Here is a 15,596-nt window from a genome sequence, read left to right on the forward strand (position 1 = left end):
ACTTTAACTCCCTTAATTCAAATTAATACTTTTTAACAACAATTCAATAGCCTTCTCCAAAGAAAAAGACTCCTGTCTTTCCGATCCTAAATTTCTCACTGACACAGTTTTACTTGTAACTTCATTTTTGCCTACAATCCACAATATAGGAACCTTGTTTGAACTATGCAAACGTATCTTATAACTAATTTTTTCATTGGTCAAATCAGTCTTGACTCTAACACCTTGTTCTTTTAAAATATTGCTAATTTCTGTGGCGTAACCGTCAGCTTCATTTGTAATGGTCAGAATAGCAAGTTGCGTTGGAGCAAGCCAAACTGGAAATTTTCCTGCATAATTTTCTATCAAAATTCCGATAAAACGCTCAAAAGTCCCAAGAATTGCCCTATGTAACATGACAGGGTGATGCTTGTGCCCATCTGCCCCTATATAAAAAGCTCCCAGACGTTCTGGTAAAATGAAATCAACTTGCAATGTTCCACATTGCCAGCTTCTGCCTATTGCATCTTTCAAAACAAACTCTAGCTTTGGACCATAAAATGCACCTTCACCAGGGCTCAGTTCATAACTCAAGCCCGCTTCTTTAACGGCTTCAAGCAGCGCTTTTTCAGCTCTATCCCACACTTCATCATTACCTGCTCTAATATCTGGACGGTCTGAAAATTTCACAGAAATTTCATTAAATCCAAGCTCTGAATATACTTCTTTTAAAAGGTCACAAAACTTTATAGTTTCAGAATTCACTTGTTCTTCCATACAAAAAATGTGTGCATCGTCTTGCGTAAAACCACGCACTCGCATCAGTCCGTGCAATGAGCCTGAGCTTTCATTCCTATGACACGTACCAAATTCTGCCATACGTATCGGTAAATCACGATAGCTTCTGGTGTGAGAATTAAAAATCTGCACATGACAGGGGCAATTCATGGGTTTTATTGCTAGCTTTTTGCTTTCAGATTCATCAACAATAAACATATTTTCACGAAACTTATCCCAATGTCCAGATTTTTCCCACAGCTCTTTGCTTACTAAAATAGGAGTTTTTACCTCAAAATAGCCATTATTTATTAGCTTCTTTCTGATGTAAGACTCAAGAACATTATATAAAATATATCCTTGTTCATGCCAAAAAACCTGCCCGACAGCTTCCTCTTGGATGTGAAATAAATCCATATCCTTGGCAATTTTGCGGTGATCACGTTTCTCTGCTTCTTTGAGACACTCAAGATAAGCGTTTAATTCATCCTTATTTCTCCATGCTGTGCCATATATTCGCTGCAACATTGGGCCCTTTGCATCACCTCGCCAGTATGCACCCGCTACTTTCATAAGTTTAAACGCTTTAACTCTACCGGTTGATGGTGAGTGCGGACCACGGCATAGGTCAACAAAATCACCTTGCCTATAAACAGTTAGGTTTTCACCCTCTGGTATGGATGAGATAATATCAACCTTATATTTTTCGCCTATACCACTAAAGAAATCAACTGACTGCTTGCGAGTCCAAACTTCTCGAACAAATCTGTGGTTACTTTTTACAATCTCTTTCATTTTCTTTTCTATTGCGGTAAGATCGTCCGTAGTGAAGGTACGATCTGTAGCAAAATCATAGTAAAAACCGTCCTGAATTGTTGGGCCGATAGTAATCTGAGTATTAGGAAATAGCTCTTTCACTGCCTGCGCCATTATATGAGCAGCATCATGCCTTATTATATCTAAACCCACTTCGTCACTCAGTTGTATCACCTCTATCTCTGCATCAGCTTCAATTTCACGTGAGAGATCATGCAACTCACCATTTACCTTAAAGGCAATTGCTTCTTTCAAAACATCCGGTTGTAATATATCAAAGCCAGTAACTTTACCACTGTATTCTTTTACTTTTTGTTCGGCTGAAAAAGTAATCCTAATCATTTATCGACCCTTTTGTCTAACCCTCTCTTTGTCATCCCAGTGCGTGACACTGGGATGGCTTTGTTGCATAGCAACTGAAAAAATCTGGTGGCTACTGACAAAATTCATTATAAAATAGCCATTTAACCTTGAAAGAAAAAATATGCCACAAAAAATGAGGGTCAGTAACCATAGCGAATATAACAAATTTCTAGAAAAAAGAGGAAATATTTTTCATTATATCAACGAAGCCATAGAAAAGTGGTACGAGAATGGTCCAAAAATACCAGGTGGCAACAATATTTATAGCGATAAAGTTGTAATTTTGGTGCACATAATAACTTGTTTATTTAGAATAGGCCTGAGGCAAACAGTTGGGTTTATAGCAGGATACCTTGAGCAAATTGGGAAAAATTTGCAAGTTATCAGCTATTCACAATCATCAAGAAGGTTTAAGAAACTCAATATTAAGATCAATGATTGCAGAAAATAATATGGAAGATATCGAAATTGCTATAGACAGTACAGGAATTAGTATATACAACAACACTCCTGGTCATAGCAAAGAAAATAGCGAAGATAGAAAGTATCGCAGCTATGAACAGACAAGAAAATTGCATGTAATGTTGAATACAAACAGCAAAAAAGCCATAGCTGTAAAATACAGTAACGGCTGATCACTATGGAGCTTGTGATTTGCTAAAAGAAGTCGATTTTCAGTATGTCATAAAAGTACTATATGCAGATAGGGCATATGACAGAGAAAAGCTCTATAAGCTGTGTAATCAATATGGTATAAAAACGAAAATTCCTCCGAAAAACAACGCAGCAGAGCATCCAAAGTTAGACTATATGGCTGAGAGAAATGCTGCAATTAGACTAATAAAATCATGCAGCGAAGATGGAATGAAGAGGTGGAAAAGGCAAACAAACTACGGAAAAAGATCTTATATAGAAAGTTTTTTCTCGCGACTGAAACAAACATTCGGGTTTAGTTTTAGGAATAAATCTGAGACAAATAGAGAGAAGGAACTAAATGCTATTTGCTCAATAAGTTCACTGATATTGGTATGGCTAAATTTGAGATAGCTTCATAAATTTATTGTGCGTTACCTACTATCCGAAGAGCGATGCAACAAAGCCCACTGGGATCCATCTTATTTTTATAATGGAAATTAGTTTAACGTATGCTCCTAAAATCTGTTGTCCATTGCACAATTTGCAAATATTTTTATACCTGGACCCCAGTGTCAAGCACTGGGATGACACCTTTGTGTTTGAGGCAAAACAGGCTATAACATTTAACATACTGCCCTCGCAAACAAATGTTCGTACAGTTGTGTATCAGCTACTTGGATGACACCACCCCTAGTGGGCACTGCCCTTAAATCATAATGGATAACAGGGTTATAAGCTCTGAACATTAATAATAAGGTCTATTCTTTTTTAACCTGAGTGCAATTGCGTCTTCCCAAATTTCACCATTACGCAATAACTTTTCTTTATTGTACATTAGCTCCTCTCTCGTTTCAGTAGCAAATTCAAAGTTAGGACCCTCCACAATTGCATCAACTGGACATGCCTCTTGGCAAAGCCCGCAGTATATGCATTTTGTCATGTCAATATCATAGCGTGTGGTGCGACGACTACCGTCTTCTCTTTCCTCTGCTTCAATAACTATTGCTTGAGCAGGGCAGATAACTTCGCATAATTTACAAGCTATGCACCGTTCTTCACCGTTTGGATACCTACGCAACGCATGCTCACCACGAAACCTTGGACTTAAAGGGCCCTTCTCCATAGGATATCTTAACGTAACCTTTGGTTTGAACATATATTTCAATGTAATAGCAAACCCTTTGATTAACTCTGCAAAAGACCAATACCAAGCTAATTTCTTGAGCATAAAATATTTAAAACTTGTGTCAGTCATTATAAATCATATTATCAGTTTTCAAAATAAATATTTTCACCTGGGTGACTTTTACAGCTTTTCTATATAATACATTCACTAGTATGATAGTACTGCATTAATATAAACTAGCAAGATAGATAAAAATTTTGAATATTTTCAAATTAGGTATTTTGGTTTCTTAAGTGTAATATTGCTAAGTAGTTTATATAAATAATGACAAACACAAATGAAACTATTTTCGCTTTATCGACCGTATTTGGTAAGTCAGGAGTTGCAGTAATTAGAATTTCAGGCAACTATGCGCTTAAAGCTTTAAATCATTTTCATATTAAGAAAGAAATTAAACCAAGATTTGCTACTTTAGTTGATCTATATGATGATTTCAATCAATTGATAGATAATGGAATAATCATCTATTTCCCTGCTCCAAACAGTTTCACTGGCGAGAATGTTATAGAGTTACAAGTGCATGGAAGTAAGGCAGTCATAAAAATCATCTTGGAGGAATTATCAAAAATTTTCGTTATGGCCAGGCCTGGAGAATTCTCACTTAGGGCTTTTCTAAATGGTAAATTTGACTTAACTCAAATAGAAGGAATTGCAGACTTAATTGATGCTGAGACGAAAATGCAAGCTAAACAAGCGATTAAGCAGATATCAGGAGAATTGGAGAGACTATACAGCAATTGGAGGCAAAGATTAATAACGATACAATCCAAAATCGAAGCATATATAGACTTTCCAGAGGATGTTTGGACAGAAAAAAATGAATTGGAAAAAATTAATAATGAAGTGCGAGCTCTTGTGCGGTTGATACAAGAGCATTTAAATGATAATAGACGGGGTGAAAGGTTGCGTGAGGGTTTACATGTTGTAATAACTGGTAAACCAAATGTCGGTAAATCAACTCTGTTTAATTTCTTAGCCAAGCGTGATATTGCTATTGTTTCTGAATATGCAGGCACAACAAGAGATATACTTGAAGCTCATATTGACATTGGCGGATACCCAATCATTCTCTCTGATACTGCTGGAATTCGTGAGAGTTCAGATCCAATAGAATCAGAAGGTATAAGTCGAGCGAAAAAGAGGTCTTTTGAAGCTGATTTAAGAATAGAACTGTTTCCTTTTGAACAGCGTCATAATATCAATTGCAACGTTGTAAATAGCGATACTATTTATGTATTGAGCAAAGCTGACGATGTTATCAATAATCACAATATAAAAATTAATGGCATAGATTTTCTACCTATTTCTATTTTAAAGGGAATAGGTACAAACAAATTGATCTCTCTCATAAAAGAGAAGGCAGAGGAAAAATTTGGGCATGATAGAGACACTCCTGTAATCACTCGGCAAAGACATAGGAATCACATGCAGAAAGCACTGGAACATTTACAACGTTTTAATATCGATAATCCAATTGAGTTGATATCTGAAGATTTGAGGCTTGCTGCATTTGAACTTGGTGCGGTGATTGGAATTATTAATGTTGAGGAAATATTGAGTAGTGTGTTTAGCAACTTTTGCGTGGGCAAGTAAAGCTTTTATAGATTGCTTAAAATCAAATGTTGTGATAGAAAAGAAATGGACGGATGGCCGAGCGGTTTAAGGCACCAGTCTTGAAAACTGACGTACGTGATGAGCGTACCATGGGTTCGAATCCCATTCCGTCCGCACAGCATCTCGCTATGCTAGCTGATTTTTAGAGCTTATTTGGACTATGTGGTTCATAACGCTGGAAATCTTATCTAATCTAGCCACATCTTTTAAAAATACGTCCCTTTGTAAATTGACCTTATTAGCGAAGAAAGCTAATATCTATAAATAGATTACCATCTGAATATGAAAACCGATATAGTAATAATAGGTGCAGGACCTGTTGGAATATTCACTGCTTTTCAAGCGGGAATGCTTGATATGAGATGTCATGTAATAGATGTTTTGGATCAAGCAGGAGGACAATGCACAGCTCTTTACCCAGAAAAGCCAATATACGATATACCTGGTTATCCTGTAATTACTGCCCAAAAATTAATTGAGCAGCTAATGGAGCAAGCTTCGCCATTTAAGCCTATTTACCATTTAAGTCAAAAAGTAGAAAAGATTTCAAATAACGAAGGTGAAAACTTTACTATCATAACGAGCATAGGTACAGAGGTAAAATGTAAGGCTGTTATTGTTGCTGCAGGTAATGGAATGTTTGAACCTAACCGTCCACCCTTAAGTGGTATATTAGAATATGAAAATAAATCTGTATTTTACAGTGTAAATAAAATTTCTGATTTTCAGGATAAAACTATAGTCATTGCAGGGGGGGGTGATTCTGCAGCTGATTGGACTGTAGAACTTTCTAAAGTTGCAAAGAAAATTTATGTGATACATAGGAGAAAGGAATTTCGCTGCACTCCTGAAACTAGAAATAAATTAGAATCACTTGAAATTGATGGAAAAATAGAACTGGTAGTGCCATATCAATTACACGAACTAGCAGGAGGTAATGGGCAATTGAGCACAGTGATAGTAAAAAACATTGCCTCTAAGGAAGAAAAAGAAATATCCGCTGATTTTTTGCTGCCATTTTTTGGATTGTCAATGAATCTTGGTCCAATAAACAATTGGGGTATACAGTTAGAACATAGCCGCATAGTTGTCGACCCAGCTACACTTAAAACCAGTAGAGATAGGATATATGCAATCGGAGATATAGCTATTTATTCAGGCAAACTAAAATTAATACTAAATGGTTTTGCTGAGAGCGCCATGGCTTGTTATGACATATACAAAGTAATCCACAACTCTCCAGTCAATTTTCAATATTCAACTTCAAAGGGAATTCACGGGAAAGAAAAACTTCCTTGACAAACCTTGCCAGCTCCCTTATCATGAAACTGAAGCTATTGTATTTGCTTTCGCCAATCTGCAGATTAAAAGGTAAGGATTACTTAATGTATCGGCGTCTTATGTTCAATTTTTTGCAGTATATAGATACTGTATGTCTTTACAAAACTTCATCTACATCTAGATTTTTATCTAAATAAGCTGAACGCGCTTACAAAGCGTTACAAGACATCAAAAAATGCCAATACTCGACAGAGATAGTAAAAGACTAGCTAACTCGGGGATTCTTTGTCTTTTTTTCTGCTTAGTAAATTTCTTAAACGTTTGCAGCGTAAGTTAGTTGCAATTAAAAGCAGCTTAATCTCGCTTGTCAAGCGTTTAAAACATAAAAAACGCCAATATTTTAAAGCGGATAATAACCCCAGGGCTTCTTTTGCCTTTTTTTTCATTTGGTAAATTTCTTAAATATTTGTGGCTAAACGACAACCGTCATCCCGCTGCTTGTTAGCGGGATCTAGAGATACCGCGAATGAATCGCGGTATGACGTAGGACTGCTGTCATTCCAGTGCTCCTTTTTTTGTCATCCGAGTAGCTGACACTGGGATCCAGGAAACTTAACTTTACACCAGGTGAATGTACAATAAGAACTGGATTCCAGACTGGAATGACACCGAAGGGGCTACCATACGCGTCAAGTTAAGGAAATAAAGGTATGAAAGAGATAGAATAATAAGGTATAAGTTCTCCCAGATATACTTTTAGTGAGAGAACCAATGAATAAAATAACTTGCTTATCAAAAAAGCTCAAAGAATTTTTTAATGAAAAAGCAGAGAAAATCTCAATTACAACAAGGTTTATAAAAAGAAAGAGAAAGCTAAAAGGTTCATCATTCGTAAAAGCCATGGTCTTGGGTAATATAGGAGTTGATAATTGTAGCGTAGAAACAATGTGTCAATTACTAAACGAGGACTCGATAGATATAACAAAACAAGGTTTGGATTTTAGATTTACTGAAGAAGCAGTGGAATTTATGAAAAGGATGTATAATGAATCTGTGATTCTCTTTAAAAATATCTTGCAAGTTGATTGCAAAATCTTACAGCAATTTAATAGTGTTAAATTATTGGACAGTAGCTATATTACTCTACCTAACAGTATGGAAGAGATGTATAAAGGTTATGGTACTAGCTACAGTGGCTATGAAAGCAATACTAAGTCTGGAATAAAGTTACAATTAGTTTTCGACTACATGAATCAGATAATAGACCAACTTAATTTAACGGAGGGGGTAAGATCAGACCAGGGATATAGGAAACATTTAAGTAATATATTAAGCAATGATTTGCTAATATCTGATCTCGGTTATTTTGTGCCAAGTTCTTTTAAACAAATCAATGAAATAGGAGCTTATTTCATAAGTCGTCGATACCAACATATATGATGTAGAAACAAATCAAAAAATGGAGTTATTAGAATGTTGAGAGGATAAGTTATTTTTAGAAAACGAGGTATTGTTAGGAAAAGAAGCAAAAATTAGAGTAAGAATTATATGTCAGAAACTAACTGAAGAACAGTCTATGGGCAGAAGAAGGAAAGCTAATAGATTAGCAAGATCGCAGATCCTCTAAAAGAAATCAAAAATTGTTGAACTGGTCAATATTTATAACTAATGTTCCAGAAAATAAAATTAGTGCTGAGCAAGTATTAACGATTTACAGAGTAAGGTGGCAAATTGAGTTATTATTTAAATTGTATAAAAGCCATATCAGGCTTGATAAGCTAAAAGGAAAGCCATGCAGAGTATTATGTGAACTATATGCTAAATTGTGCGCAATTCTTATATTTCACGGCATAGTTGGTTGCACAGAAGTGAAAAAGAATACAGAACTTAGCTTAACAAAGGCATTTATTGAGCTAAAAAGGCGGGTTAGAGAGTTATTTTTAGTATTAACCAAAATTAATAGTTTAAAAGCATTTCTTAAAAAACTCACTATAACTTGGTCGCGATTTTCATTAAAAGACAAACGTAGAAGGGCTAGAGCATCCACTTTAACCTCTCTAAATTTGCTCACAATCTCTTAACTTGACGCGTATGGAAGGGGCTACTGGGATGACAAAAGGGGGCACTGGGATGACAGGAGAAAGAGGCACTGGAATGACAAAGAGGGTACTTGGATGACAGGAGGTAATGCAGGAAGTCTAATAGTGCAGCAACACGGAACCCCAGGTCAGGCCTGCACCTATTGAAATCAGCAGTACCAGATTTCCTGATTTTATTTTTGATTCTTGTATTGCATAGTCTAAGGCCAGTGGAATTGATGCCGCTGAGGTGTTTGCATGCTTATCAACGGTATTAATCACTTTCTCTATAGGAAAATCTAATTTCTTTACTACTGCTTCAATAATACGAATGTTTGCTTGATGGGGAATTAACCAGTCAATATCAGTGATTTTCAAATTATTGCATTTCAGAGTTTCCTCTACTGAGGCTGTTAACTTATCCACTGCATGTTTAAACACTTCTCTTCCATTCATGCATATTTTTCCAGAATCACCAGTTGAGGATATCCCTCCGTTCGTACATAGTATGTCCACATTGCCATCAGAATATAGGCTAGTTGAAATTATACCTTTTGTAACCCCCTTCTCTGCCACCCAAGTATCAGCATCATTTGTTGGAATGACGTTAAAATGACATGCTGATTTCATTATTACTGCACCAGCACCATCACCAAAGAGTACACAAGTTGACCTATTTTCCCAATCAACAATCCTAGACATTATTTCAGCACCTATAACCAATGCATATTTAATTCTATTGTTAGATTTTATGAGCGAATCAGCAACTGTAACTGCATATATAAAACCAGAGCATGCTGCTTGTACATCAAAAGCAAATGCGTTTTTACATTTTAACTTACTTTGTACAATCGTTGCACAGCTAGGAAAAGTTTTATCAGGAGTTGTTGTAGCAACTATAATCAAGTCAATTTCATCTACTGAAATTTTAGCTTTTTCTATAGCACTTTTTGCTGCATTTACAGCTAGATCTGACGTTAGTTCTCCTTCATCTGCTATATGCCTTTGAACTATTCCTGTTCTCTGCCTTATCCATTCATCGCTCGTCTCAACTATCGATGCAATTTCGTTGTTACTCAACATTTTTCTTGGTAGGTAAGATCCAGTGCTTAATATGAAACTTTTATTCAATATGACTTACCCCGTTAATTATCTTTTGATTTAAATTTTCACTAATTGCATTTACTGCAAATTTTATGGCATGGGCAAAAGAAATAGCATCAGAATTTCCATGACTTTTAATGATGATACCATTCAGCCCTAAAAACATAGCTCCACTTCTAATTTTGGGATTAAAACGCGTTAAAGCTTTATTTAGTTTGGATTTTAACAATATACCAACAAGCATTTTCGCTATCCACGAATTGAATACTTCCTGCTTTATTAGATTGATAAAGGTACTAGCGGTTGCCTCAGCCGTTTTGAGCATTACATTGCCAACAAAACCATCAGCAACAATCACATCTATATTACCCTCTAAAAATTCACTTGCCTCTATATACCCTTTGAAATTAATGCCTGGAGCGTTTTTAAGCAACTCAAAAGCGCCGCGCACTGAGTCATTACCTTTAACTTCTTCTGTGCCGATATTTAGCAAAGCAACTTCAGGATTGTCAATTTTTAATGCTATTTTTGCAAATATACTACCCATTAACGCAAATTGAAATAATGAGTCGGCATTACAATCAACATTTGCACCAAGGTCAAGCAAAGCGAAGCTTTTTGTCTTAGTTGGACAGATAGAGGCAATAGCAGGACGATAAATGTTTGGTAATGTTCCTAAAATAAATCTGGAAATTGCCATCAACGCTCCGGTGTTGCCTGAAGATACCACTCCGAAAGCTTTACCTTCTTTCACTGCAACAGTTGCAGCTTTCATACTTGAGTCTTTACGATGTCTCAGCGCAAAAGATGGCTTATCATTTGCAAGGACATTGTCAGAACAATGAGTAAATTCAGAATTGTTACTTACTTTTTTATATTTCAAAAGCAAAGGAGATACTTCTTCCTTATCTCCATAAATATGAAAAAAAACTTTAATGCCTGGGTCAACAAGGTTGTCTAAAAAAAAACCAGCACCCTGAATTACGGAAAGAGGCGCAAAATCGCCCCCCATAGCGTCAAGTGCAATAACTATATTATTATTGACCGTAGGTAACATATCATAATAGTCACTCCGCCTGTTGCTTGATGAAAACCCGTTTTCCTTTGTAACTGCCATCAACTGCTACGTTATGAGGCAACATGAATTCCCCAGTTGTTGAACACACCACAATATTCTTAGGCTCAATAGCATGATGAGAACGATGCATATTACGCCTTGACTTTGACTTTTTTCTTTTTGGAACTGCCAAAATTTCCTCCATTCTACTACAAAATACAATACATTAGTAACATGTTTTTTACAGGAAGTAAACAGGGATAGTAAAATAAGTAAGGTTTGCTTATGTAATTGAGTTCTATAGCTAAAGTGGCTCTACAATTTGAAAAACCGTCATTCCGCTACTCGTTAGCGGAATCTATACCGCGAATGAATCCATAGCTGTACGAACATTCATTTTTGAAGGTAAATTGCACAACAGATGATGTCATTCCAGTCTGGAATCCAGAAATTTTGCTTATAACTGAGCTGATGAGCTAAAGGTAGTTGTCTTATGCTAAAACAAACGTTTTTAATTAAGTTGCATAGAAGCTGGATCCCAGTGGGCTTTGTTGCATCGCTACTTATGAAAGGCTAACTATAGTTAGGATTATAAGCGACCTATTGAAAATCTTGTTTTTTTGCAATCAATCTGATCAAATTTAAGAATAGTAATTTGTTATTTATATTAATAAATTTAATTCTATTGAAAATAGCTAAAGCATTGAAATTCTTGAATTTTAGCCAGATTGGTGAGTGGTAGTGAAATTTCTTTTACTCAAATTTAGGTATTCACTGACCGTTCTTGTTATAAATACCAGAATAATAAGCTACTGATATTCCCTATCTTTTTTATCTTTAATCCATCATAGCTAGCGATGCAACAAAGACATCCCAGTGTCTGGGCACTGGCCCACTGGTGGGAATTGCTCCCAAACTACAACGTTCGTACAGTTGTGGATACCGTGGCGGTATGACGTAGGGAAACCTTTCTTGGGTTAGCTATATGAGCTTTAAATTAAAACATCAAGTATGTTGAACTTAAAACATATCTCAGCTATACTTTGCGATAAAGTTAATAAAAATTTTAATAAAATCAGTAAGACTAACCTCTAGCTAAAATGAATACAAAGTGAGCTTTTTTGATATAAATAGTGTTAGAATAATTGGTAGGTACTTTATCAATTTTTTGTTAAGGCTTGGTAGTGCATTCATATTTTTTATTCAATCTCTATACCACTGCCTTGTGCCACCATATTATTTTAGCAACATAGCAAGACAAATTATAGAGATAGGCTTTTTCTCTCTGCCAATTGTTGGGCTCACTGGAGTTTTTATAGGAGCGGCAATAGTTTTACAAAGTAGCTTGAGTGACCCATTAATTAACCAAGAACAGATAATACCCAAACTTGTTACGATCACTATCATTAAAGAGTTAGGACCAGTTTTGATCAGCTTAATAATGGTAGGAAAGGTTGGATCATCAGTTGCAGCAGAAATTGGTACAATGCGCATCACCGAGCAAATAGATGCACTTACAACCTTGAACATCAACCCTTTTAAATATTTAATTGCACCAAGGATTTTAGCGTCAATCATAGTATTTCCCATACTTACAGTATGTGCAGATTTAATAGGAATATTTGGAGGATGTATCACTGCAGTCTTCGAATTTAACCACAATTTAAATATATACATTAAACACACAGCTCAGTTCTTTAATACGTATGATTTTATAACTGGGCTAATAAAAGCAACTGTATTTGGCGCCATAATTTCTGTCTCAAGCTGCTATTACGGTTACCATTGCAAAGAAGGTGCACGAGGAGTAGGTGTTGCTACAACATCAACTGTTGTTTTATCGTCCATACTGATCATTTTAGCAAACTACATGATTACTTTGATACATGCGTAACCCCATAATATCAATATTGAACTTAAGCTTATCTTTTGATGATAGGACAGTACTAAAAGATCTAAATTTTGATATATTAAAAGGGGAATCATTAGTCATACTTGGTAGCTCAGGAAGCGGCAAATCTGTATTAACAAAAACAATTATCGGCTTGCTTGCTCCAGACTCAGGGTCTGTTAAAATAAATAGTAAAAGCAAAAATAAATTTGGGGTTTTATTTCAAAATTCCGCTTTATTTGACTACGTTACAGTGTGGGAAAATATATCTTTTAATTATAAAAAGCGCTTTAATATCAGCAAAAAAGAGGCAAAACAGCTAGCAATCGAGAAGTTAAATGATGTTGGACTGGAGGAAAGCATAGCAGATATGTTTCCAATAGAGCTATCAGGTGGAATGAAAAAAAGAGTGGCACTTGCAAGGGCGATTGCACACAATCCAGAAATCATTATTTTGGATGAACCAACTTCAGGATTGGACCCAATTATGTCAGATATAGTAAACGAGATAATAATAAAATTATCTAGAGATCTTAACCCTACAATTATCACGATTACACATGATATTCATAGTGCATTTAAAATAGCTGATAAAATAGCAGTATTATATGAAGGGGAGATCATTTCCCATGGAACTGTTCAGGAAATACAAAATACCAATAACGAATATATAAAAAAATTCATTCATTATATATAGCTAAAGATATATACACTATTGCTAACAGTCATATTTTTAAGTTTTAACTTTGTAAAAGGTAGTGGACATTGGAATTCAGATTTTTTTCAAACTGGATCCTATAGCTAACACGTCATACCGCGATTCATTCGCGGTATCTCGGCATAGATTCCGCTAACTAGTAGCGGAATGACGAATTTGTCGTTTTTCAAATTGTCGTAAGTCAGTTTAGCTATATATAGGATGACAGAAATTGTTTGTATTAGCTATATTCAAAAGCTCTATTGATATTTTGCAATATTTGTGATAAAATAATAGCTTAAGGTTGAGAGTAAAAATTTATGAGTGAAGCTCAAGGTCCAAATATTGCAGAATGGCAAGCGCAGCAGCAACACCAAGAGGCTGCTGGTGAGAAAAGTGGTTTTGGTCTTGGTCACAGTGACTCTGTTTCAACAGTTGTCGATGGAATGAAATGGTTGTTCAACTTTCATGAAGGAGCAATTGCTGCTTATAATAATGTGTTTGAAGGTTTGGTGAGTGGCAGTAGTTTAGTAACACTGTTTGGAAAGTCAGGTAATATGTTTGGCATAAAACTTCTTGAAGGCCTTGCAGAATATTTTTCAGGTGGAGGTGGGGAAGATATGCCATCAGAAGGAATGGACATGGCTCATGGTGATGATGGACATCACTCAGATGATTACCCTCATGCCAATAACGAAATAGCTCATAATGCTGATGGTTTGCAAGACATGCATGATGCAGGTGATCACCATGGTCAATCTTTTTCACCTGGTCCTTCACCATCTGTTGGCGATGACCACGGACATGAACTTGGTTAAACGCTTAAAAACTATTGAATAGTTGGAAGAAGGCCTAATAAGAAAAGTTGCTATTGTTATGAGTTTGTCTTAGTGAAAAAGGTTTCAGTTTTAGGATCAACAGGAAGTGTTGGAAAAAAGACTGTAGATTTGCTCTCAAAGAGAAAAGAAGAATACCAAGTGGAAGCACTAAGTGCCCATTCGAACTTTGCTCTACTGGCACACCAAGCAAAACTGCTGAATGCAAAATATGTTGCTATCTCCGATGAAAGACTTTACAAAGATTTGAAAGAAAGTCTACTTGGTACAGATGTAAAAATAGCAATTGGTGCTACAAATGTTGCTGCTATACCTGTTGATCTCTCAGTTGTTGCAATAGTTGGCATTGCAGGCCTTGGGCCAGTTATGGAAGTTATAGAAAGCGGTACCAAAGTCATTGCATTGGCAAACAAAGAAAGCATTGTTTGCGGTGGAAAGTTATTACTCAAAAAAGCTAAAGAAAAAAATGTACAAATAATCCCTATTGACTCTGAGCACAATGCAATTTTTCAAATTTTGCAAAATGACGACAAATGCGTAGAAAAGATCATACTTACTGCTTCTGGTGGACCATTCTTAAATTATAGCCTTGAGCAATTAAAAAATGTTATGGTAGATAAGGCGCTTAGTCACCCCACTTGGAATATGGGAAAGAAAATCTCGGTTGATAGCGCAACAATGATGAATAAGGCACTAGAGATAATAGAAGCACATAACTTGTTTAACATCAGCCCGGATAAAATTGAAGCAGTAGTGCATCCTGAGTCAATAGTACATGGAATTGTAACTTATAAAGATGGGTTCAACTTTGCTGTGCTTGCAGAAACTGACATGGCAATCCCCATTTCGTATGCTCTATCTTGGCCAGAAAGATTAGTTTTAAATTATAAATTAGATTTAACAAAGCAAGGAAAATTGACCTTTCAAGAGCCAGACCATAAGCGTTTTCCTGCGCTAAAGCTTAGCATGGCAGTGTTAAACTCTTCTGCTCCACAAACAAACAGTATTGTGCTCAATGCTGCAAATGAAATAGCTGTTAATGAATTTTTGAAGTCACGAATCGGCTTTTTAAAAATAGTAGAGGTAGTGGAATCAACAATGGAAAGTTTTGGTAGTTATACCGATATTAATTCACTATCTGATATAATAAATATTGATTGTGAAAGTCGTATTATTGCTCACAAAATTGTTGAAAGTAAAGTTGTTGCGTATAGCTAGAGTAATGTAACCAGACTGCATTCTGTGATTTTTAGCAAAACACGATACACAATCGTCATTCCG

General features: G+C 35.8%; 16 protein-coding genes, 1 tRNA gene and 1 pseudogene. 11 read left to right on the forward strand and 7 right to left on the reverse strand.

The genetic code is table 11. The features are described from left to right. Positions 1-12: 12 nt before the first annotated feature. On the reverse strand, positions 13-1,914 hold the full coding sequence (gene thrS, locus AAGD87_RS06315) for a threonine--tRNA ligase (protein WP_265043322.1): 1,902 nt from the start codon (positions 1,912-1,914) through the stop codon (positions 13-15). 142 nt (positions 1,915-2,056) lie between these two features. On the opposite strand from thrS, the gene AAGD87_RS06320 reads away from it, so the two are divergent. Genes AAGD87_RS06320 through AAGD87_RS06330 form a run of 3 tightly spaced genes read left to right on the forward strand, consistent with a single transcriptional unit; the run spans position 2,057 to position 2,982 of the window. Next, entirely contained in the window at positions 2,057-2,386 is a 330-nt protein-coding gene (locus AAGD87_RS06320; RefSeq protein ID WP_007548762.1) for a transposase, read from the forward strand. Next, complete coding sequence (locus AAGD87_RS06325) at positions 2,370-2,570, forward strand: hypothetical protein (RefSeq protein ID WP_010082383.1); 201 nt, start codon at positions 2,370-2,372, stop codon at positions 2,568-2,570. Before AAGD87_RS06320 ends, AAGD87_RS06325 begins: the two co-directional genes overlap by 17 nt. A 19-nt stretch (positions 2,571-2,589) precedes the next feature. Then, entirely contained in the window at positions 2,590-2,982 is a 393-nt protein-coding gene (locus tag AAGD87_RS06330; RefSeq protein ID WP_338481864.1) for a transposase, read from the forward strand. A gap of 27 nt (positions 2,983-3,009) precedes the next feature. Here AAGD87_RS06330 and AAGD87_RS06335 read toward each other — a convergent pair whose 3' ends face one another. Together AAGD87_RS06335 and nuoI are read right to left on the reverse strand one after the other, a co-directional pair. After that, a complete protein-coding gene (locus AAGD87_RS06335; RefSeq protein WP_341814668.1) occupies positions 3,010-3,201 on the reverse strand; it encodes a hypothetical protein in 192 nt (63 codons plus the stop codon). A 115-nt stretch (positions 3,202-3,316) separates the two neighbouring features. Continuing rightward, complete coding sequence (nuoI, locus tag AAGD87_RS06340) at positions 3,317-3,799, reverse strand: NADH-quinone oxidoreductase subunit NuoI (protein WP_041573606.1); 483 nt, start codon at positions 3,797-3,799, stop codon at positions 3,317-3,319. Positions 3,800-4,021: 222 nt separating this feature from the next. Here nuoI and mnmE point away from each other — a divergent pair, with 222 nt between their 5' ends. The 3 genes from mnmE to AAGD87_RS06355 all read left to right on the forward strand — a co-directional run bounded on the left by mnmE (position 4,022) and on the right by AAGD87_RS06355 (position 6,670). Further along, a complete protein-coding gene (gene mnmE, locus AAGD87_RS06345; protein ID WP_264339624.1) occupies positions 4,022-5,350 on the forward strand; it encodes a tRNA uridine-5-carboxymethylaminomethyl(34) synthesis GTPase MnmE in 1,329 nt (442 codons plus the stop codon). A gap of 47 nt (positions 5,351-5,397) precedes the next feature. After that, a tRNA-Ser gene (locus tag AAGD87_RS06350) sits at positions 5,398-5,485 on the forward strand. Positions 5,486-5,653: 168 nt separating this feature from the next. Next, entirely contained in the window at positions 5,654-6,670 is a 1,017-nt protein-coding gene (locus AAGD87_RS06355; RefSeq protein ID WP_182309632.1) for an NAD(P)/FAD-dependent oxidoreductase, read from the forward strand. A gap of 251 nt (positions 6,671-6,921) precedes the next feature. On the opposite strand, the gene AAGD87_RS06360 is transcribed toward AAGD87_RS06355, so the two are convergent. After that, positions 6,922-7,098, reverse strand: coding sequence for a hypothetical protein (locus AAGD87_RS06360; RefSeq protein ID WP_179945717.1), 177 nt, complete (start codon positions 7,096-7,098; stop codon positions 6,922-6,924). A 325-nt stretch (positions 7,099-7,423) separates the two neighbouring features. On the opposite strand from AAGD87_RS06360, the pseudogene AAGD87_RS06365 reads away from it, so the two are divergent. Then, positions 7,424-8,733: pseudogene (locus tag AAGD87_RS06365) on the forward strand (IS4 family transposase). A gap of 117 nt (positions 8,734-8,850) precedes the next feature. On the opposite strand, the gene AAGD87_RS06370 reads toward AAGD87_RS06365, so the two are convergent. Genes AAGD87_RS06370 through rpmF form a run of 3 tightly spaced genes read right to left on the reverse strand, consistent with a single transcriptional unit; the run spans position 8,851 to position 11,084 of the window. After that, positions 8,851-9,861 carry a beta-ketoacyl-ACP synthase III gene (locus AAGD87_RS06370; RefSeq protein ID WP_182321005.1) on the reverse strand — a complete coding sequence of 337 codons (1,011 nt, stop codon included), beginning with the start codon at positions 9,859-9,861 and terminating at the stop codon, positions 8,851-8,853. After that, entirely contained in the window at positions 9,854-10,891 is a 1,038-nt protein-coding gene (gene plsX, locus AAGD87_RS06375; protein ID WP_182309753.1) for a phosphate acyltransferase PlsX, read from the reverse strand. The genes AAGD87_RS06370 and plsX overlap by 8 nt, the downstream gene beginning before the upstream one ends. Positions 10,892-10,901: 10 nt before the next feature. Then, positions 10,902-11,084 carry a 50S ribosomal protein L32 gene (rpmF, locus tag AAGD87_RS06380; protein ID WP_041573607.1) on the reverse strand — a complete coding sequence of 61 codons (183 nt, stop codon included), beginning with the start codon at positions 11,082-11,084 and terminating at the stop codon, positions 10,902-10,904. Between the two features lie 918 nt (positions 11,085-12,002). Between rpmF and AAGD87_RS06385 the strand changes: the two genes are divergently transcribed. From AAGD87_RS06385 to dxr, 4 genes are all read left to right on the forward strand, one after another. Beyond that, on the forward strand, positions 12,003-12,785 hold the full coding sequence (locus AAGD87_RS06385) for an MlaE family ABC transporter permease (protein ID WP_015589313.1): 783 nt from the start codon (positions 12,003-12,005) through the stop codon (positions 12,783-12,785). Then, positions 12,778-13,479: an ABC transporter ATP-binding protein gene (locus tag AAGD87_RS06390; RefSeq protein ID WP_341817511.1), complete on the forward strand. Its 702-nt coding sequence runs from the start codon at positions 12,778-12,780 to the stop codon at positions 13,477-13,479. Before AAGD87_RS06385 ends, AAGD87_RS06390 begins: the two co-directional genes overlap by 8 nt. A gap of 320 nt (positions 13,480-13,799) precedes the next feature. Then, a complete protein-coding gene (locus AAGD87_RS06395; RefSeq protein WP_264339621.1) occupies positions 13,800-14,297 on the forward strand; it encodes a hypothetical protein in 498 nt (165 codons plus the stop codon). 72 nt (positions 14,298-14,369) lie between these two features. Then, complete coding sequence (gene dxr, locus AAGD87_RS06400; protein ID WP_264339620.1) at positions 14,370-15,533, forward strand: 1-deoxy-D-xylulose-5-phosphate reductoisomerase; 1,164 nt, start codon at positions 14,370-14,372, stop codon at positions 15,531-15,533. Positions 15,534-15,596 lie beyond the last annotated feature (63 nt).

It is taken from the genome of Wolbachia endosymbiont (group A) of Pherbina coryleti (genome assembly GCF_964026875.1).
GTDB lineage: Bacteria > Pseudomonadota > Alphaproteobacteria > Rickettsiales > Anaplasmataceae > Wolbachia > Wolbachia pipientis.

Excerpts from the sequence above, each read along its gene's own strand:
- plsX (WP_182309753.1), bottom strand. The coding sequence starts at position 10,891 with ATGTTACCTACGGTCAATAATAATATAGTTATTGCACTTGACGCTATG.
- mnmE (WP_264339624.1), top strand. The coding sequence starts at position 4,022 with ATGACAAACACAAATGAAACTATTTTCGCTTTATCGACCGTATTTGGT.
- AAGD87_RS06360 (WP_179945717.1), bottom strand. The coding sequence starts at position 7,098 with ATGAAAAAAAAGGCAAAAGAAGCCCTGGGGTTATTATCCGCTTTAAAA.
- thrS (WP_265043322.1), bottom strand. The coding sequence starts at position 1,914 with ATGATTAGGATTACTTTTTCAGCCGAACAAAAAGTAAAAGAATACAGT.
- AAGD87_RS06395 (WP_264339621.1), top strand. The coding sequence starts at position 13,800 with ATGAGTGAAGCTCAAGGTCCAAATATTGCAGAATGGCAAGCGCAGCAG.
- AAGD87_RS06320 (WP_007548762.1), top strand. The coding sequence starts at position 2,057 with ATGCCACAAAAAATGAGGGTCAGTAACCATAGCGAATATAACAAATTT.
- AAGD87_RS06325 (WP_010082383.1), top strand. The coding sequence starts at position 2,370 with ATGATTGCAGAAAATAATATGGAAGATATCGAAATTGCTATAGACAGT.
- AAGD87_RS06335 (WP_341814668.1), bottom strand. The coding sequence starts at position 3,201 with ATGTTAAATGTTATAGCCTGTTTTGCCTCAAACACAAAGGTGTCATCC.
- AAGD87_RS06390 (WP_341817511.1), top strand. The coding sequence starts at position 12,778 with ATGCGTAACCCCATAATATCAATATTGAACTTAAGCTTATCTTTTGAT.
- nuoI (WP_041573606.1), bottom strand. The coding sequence starts at position 3,799 with ATGCTCAAGAAATTAGCTTGGTATTGGTCTTTTGCAGAGTTAATCAAA.
- AAGD87_RS06355 (WP_182309632.1), top strand. The coding sequence starts at position 5,654 with ATGAAAACCGATATAGTAATAATAGGTGCAGGACCTGTTGGAATATTC.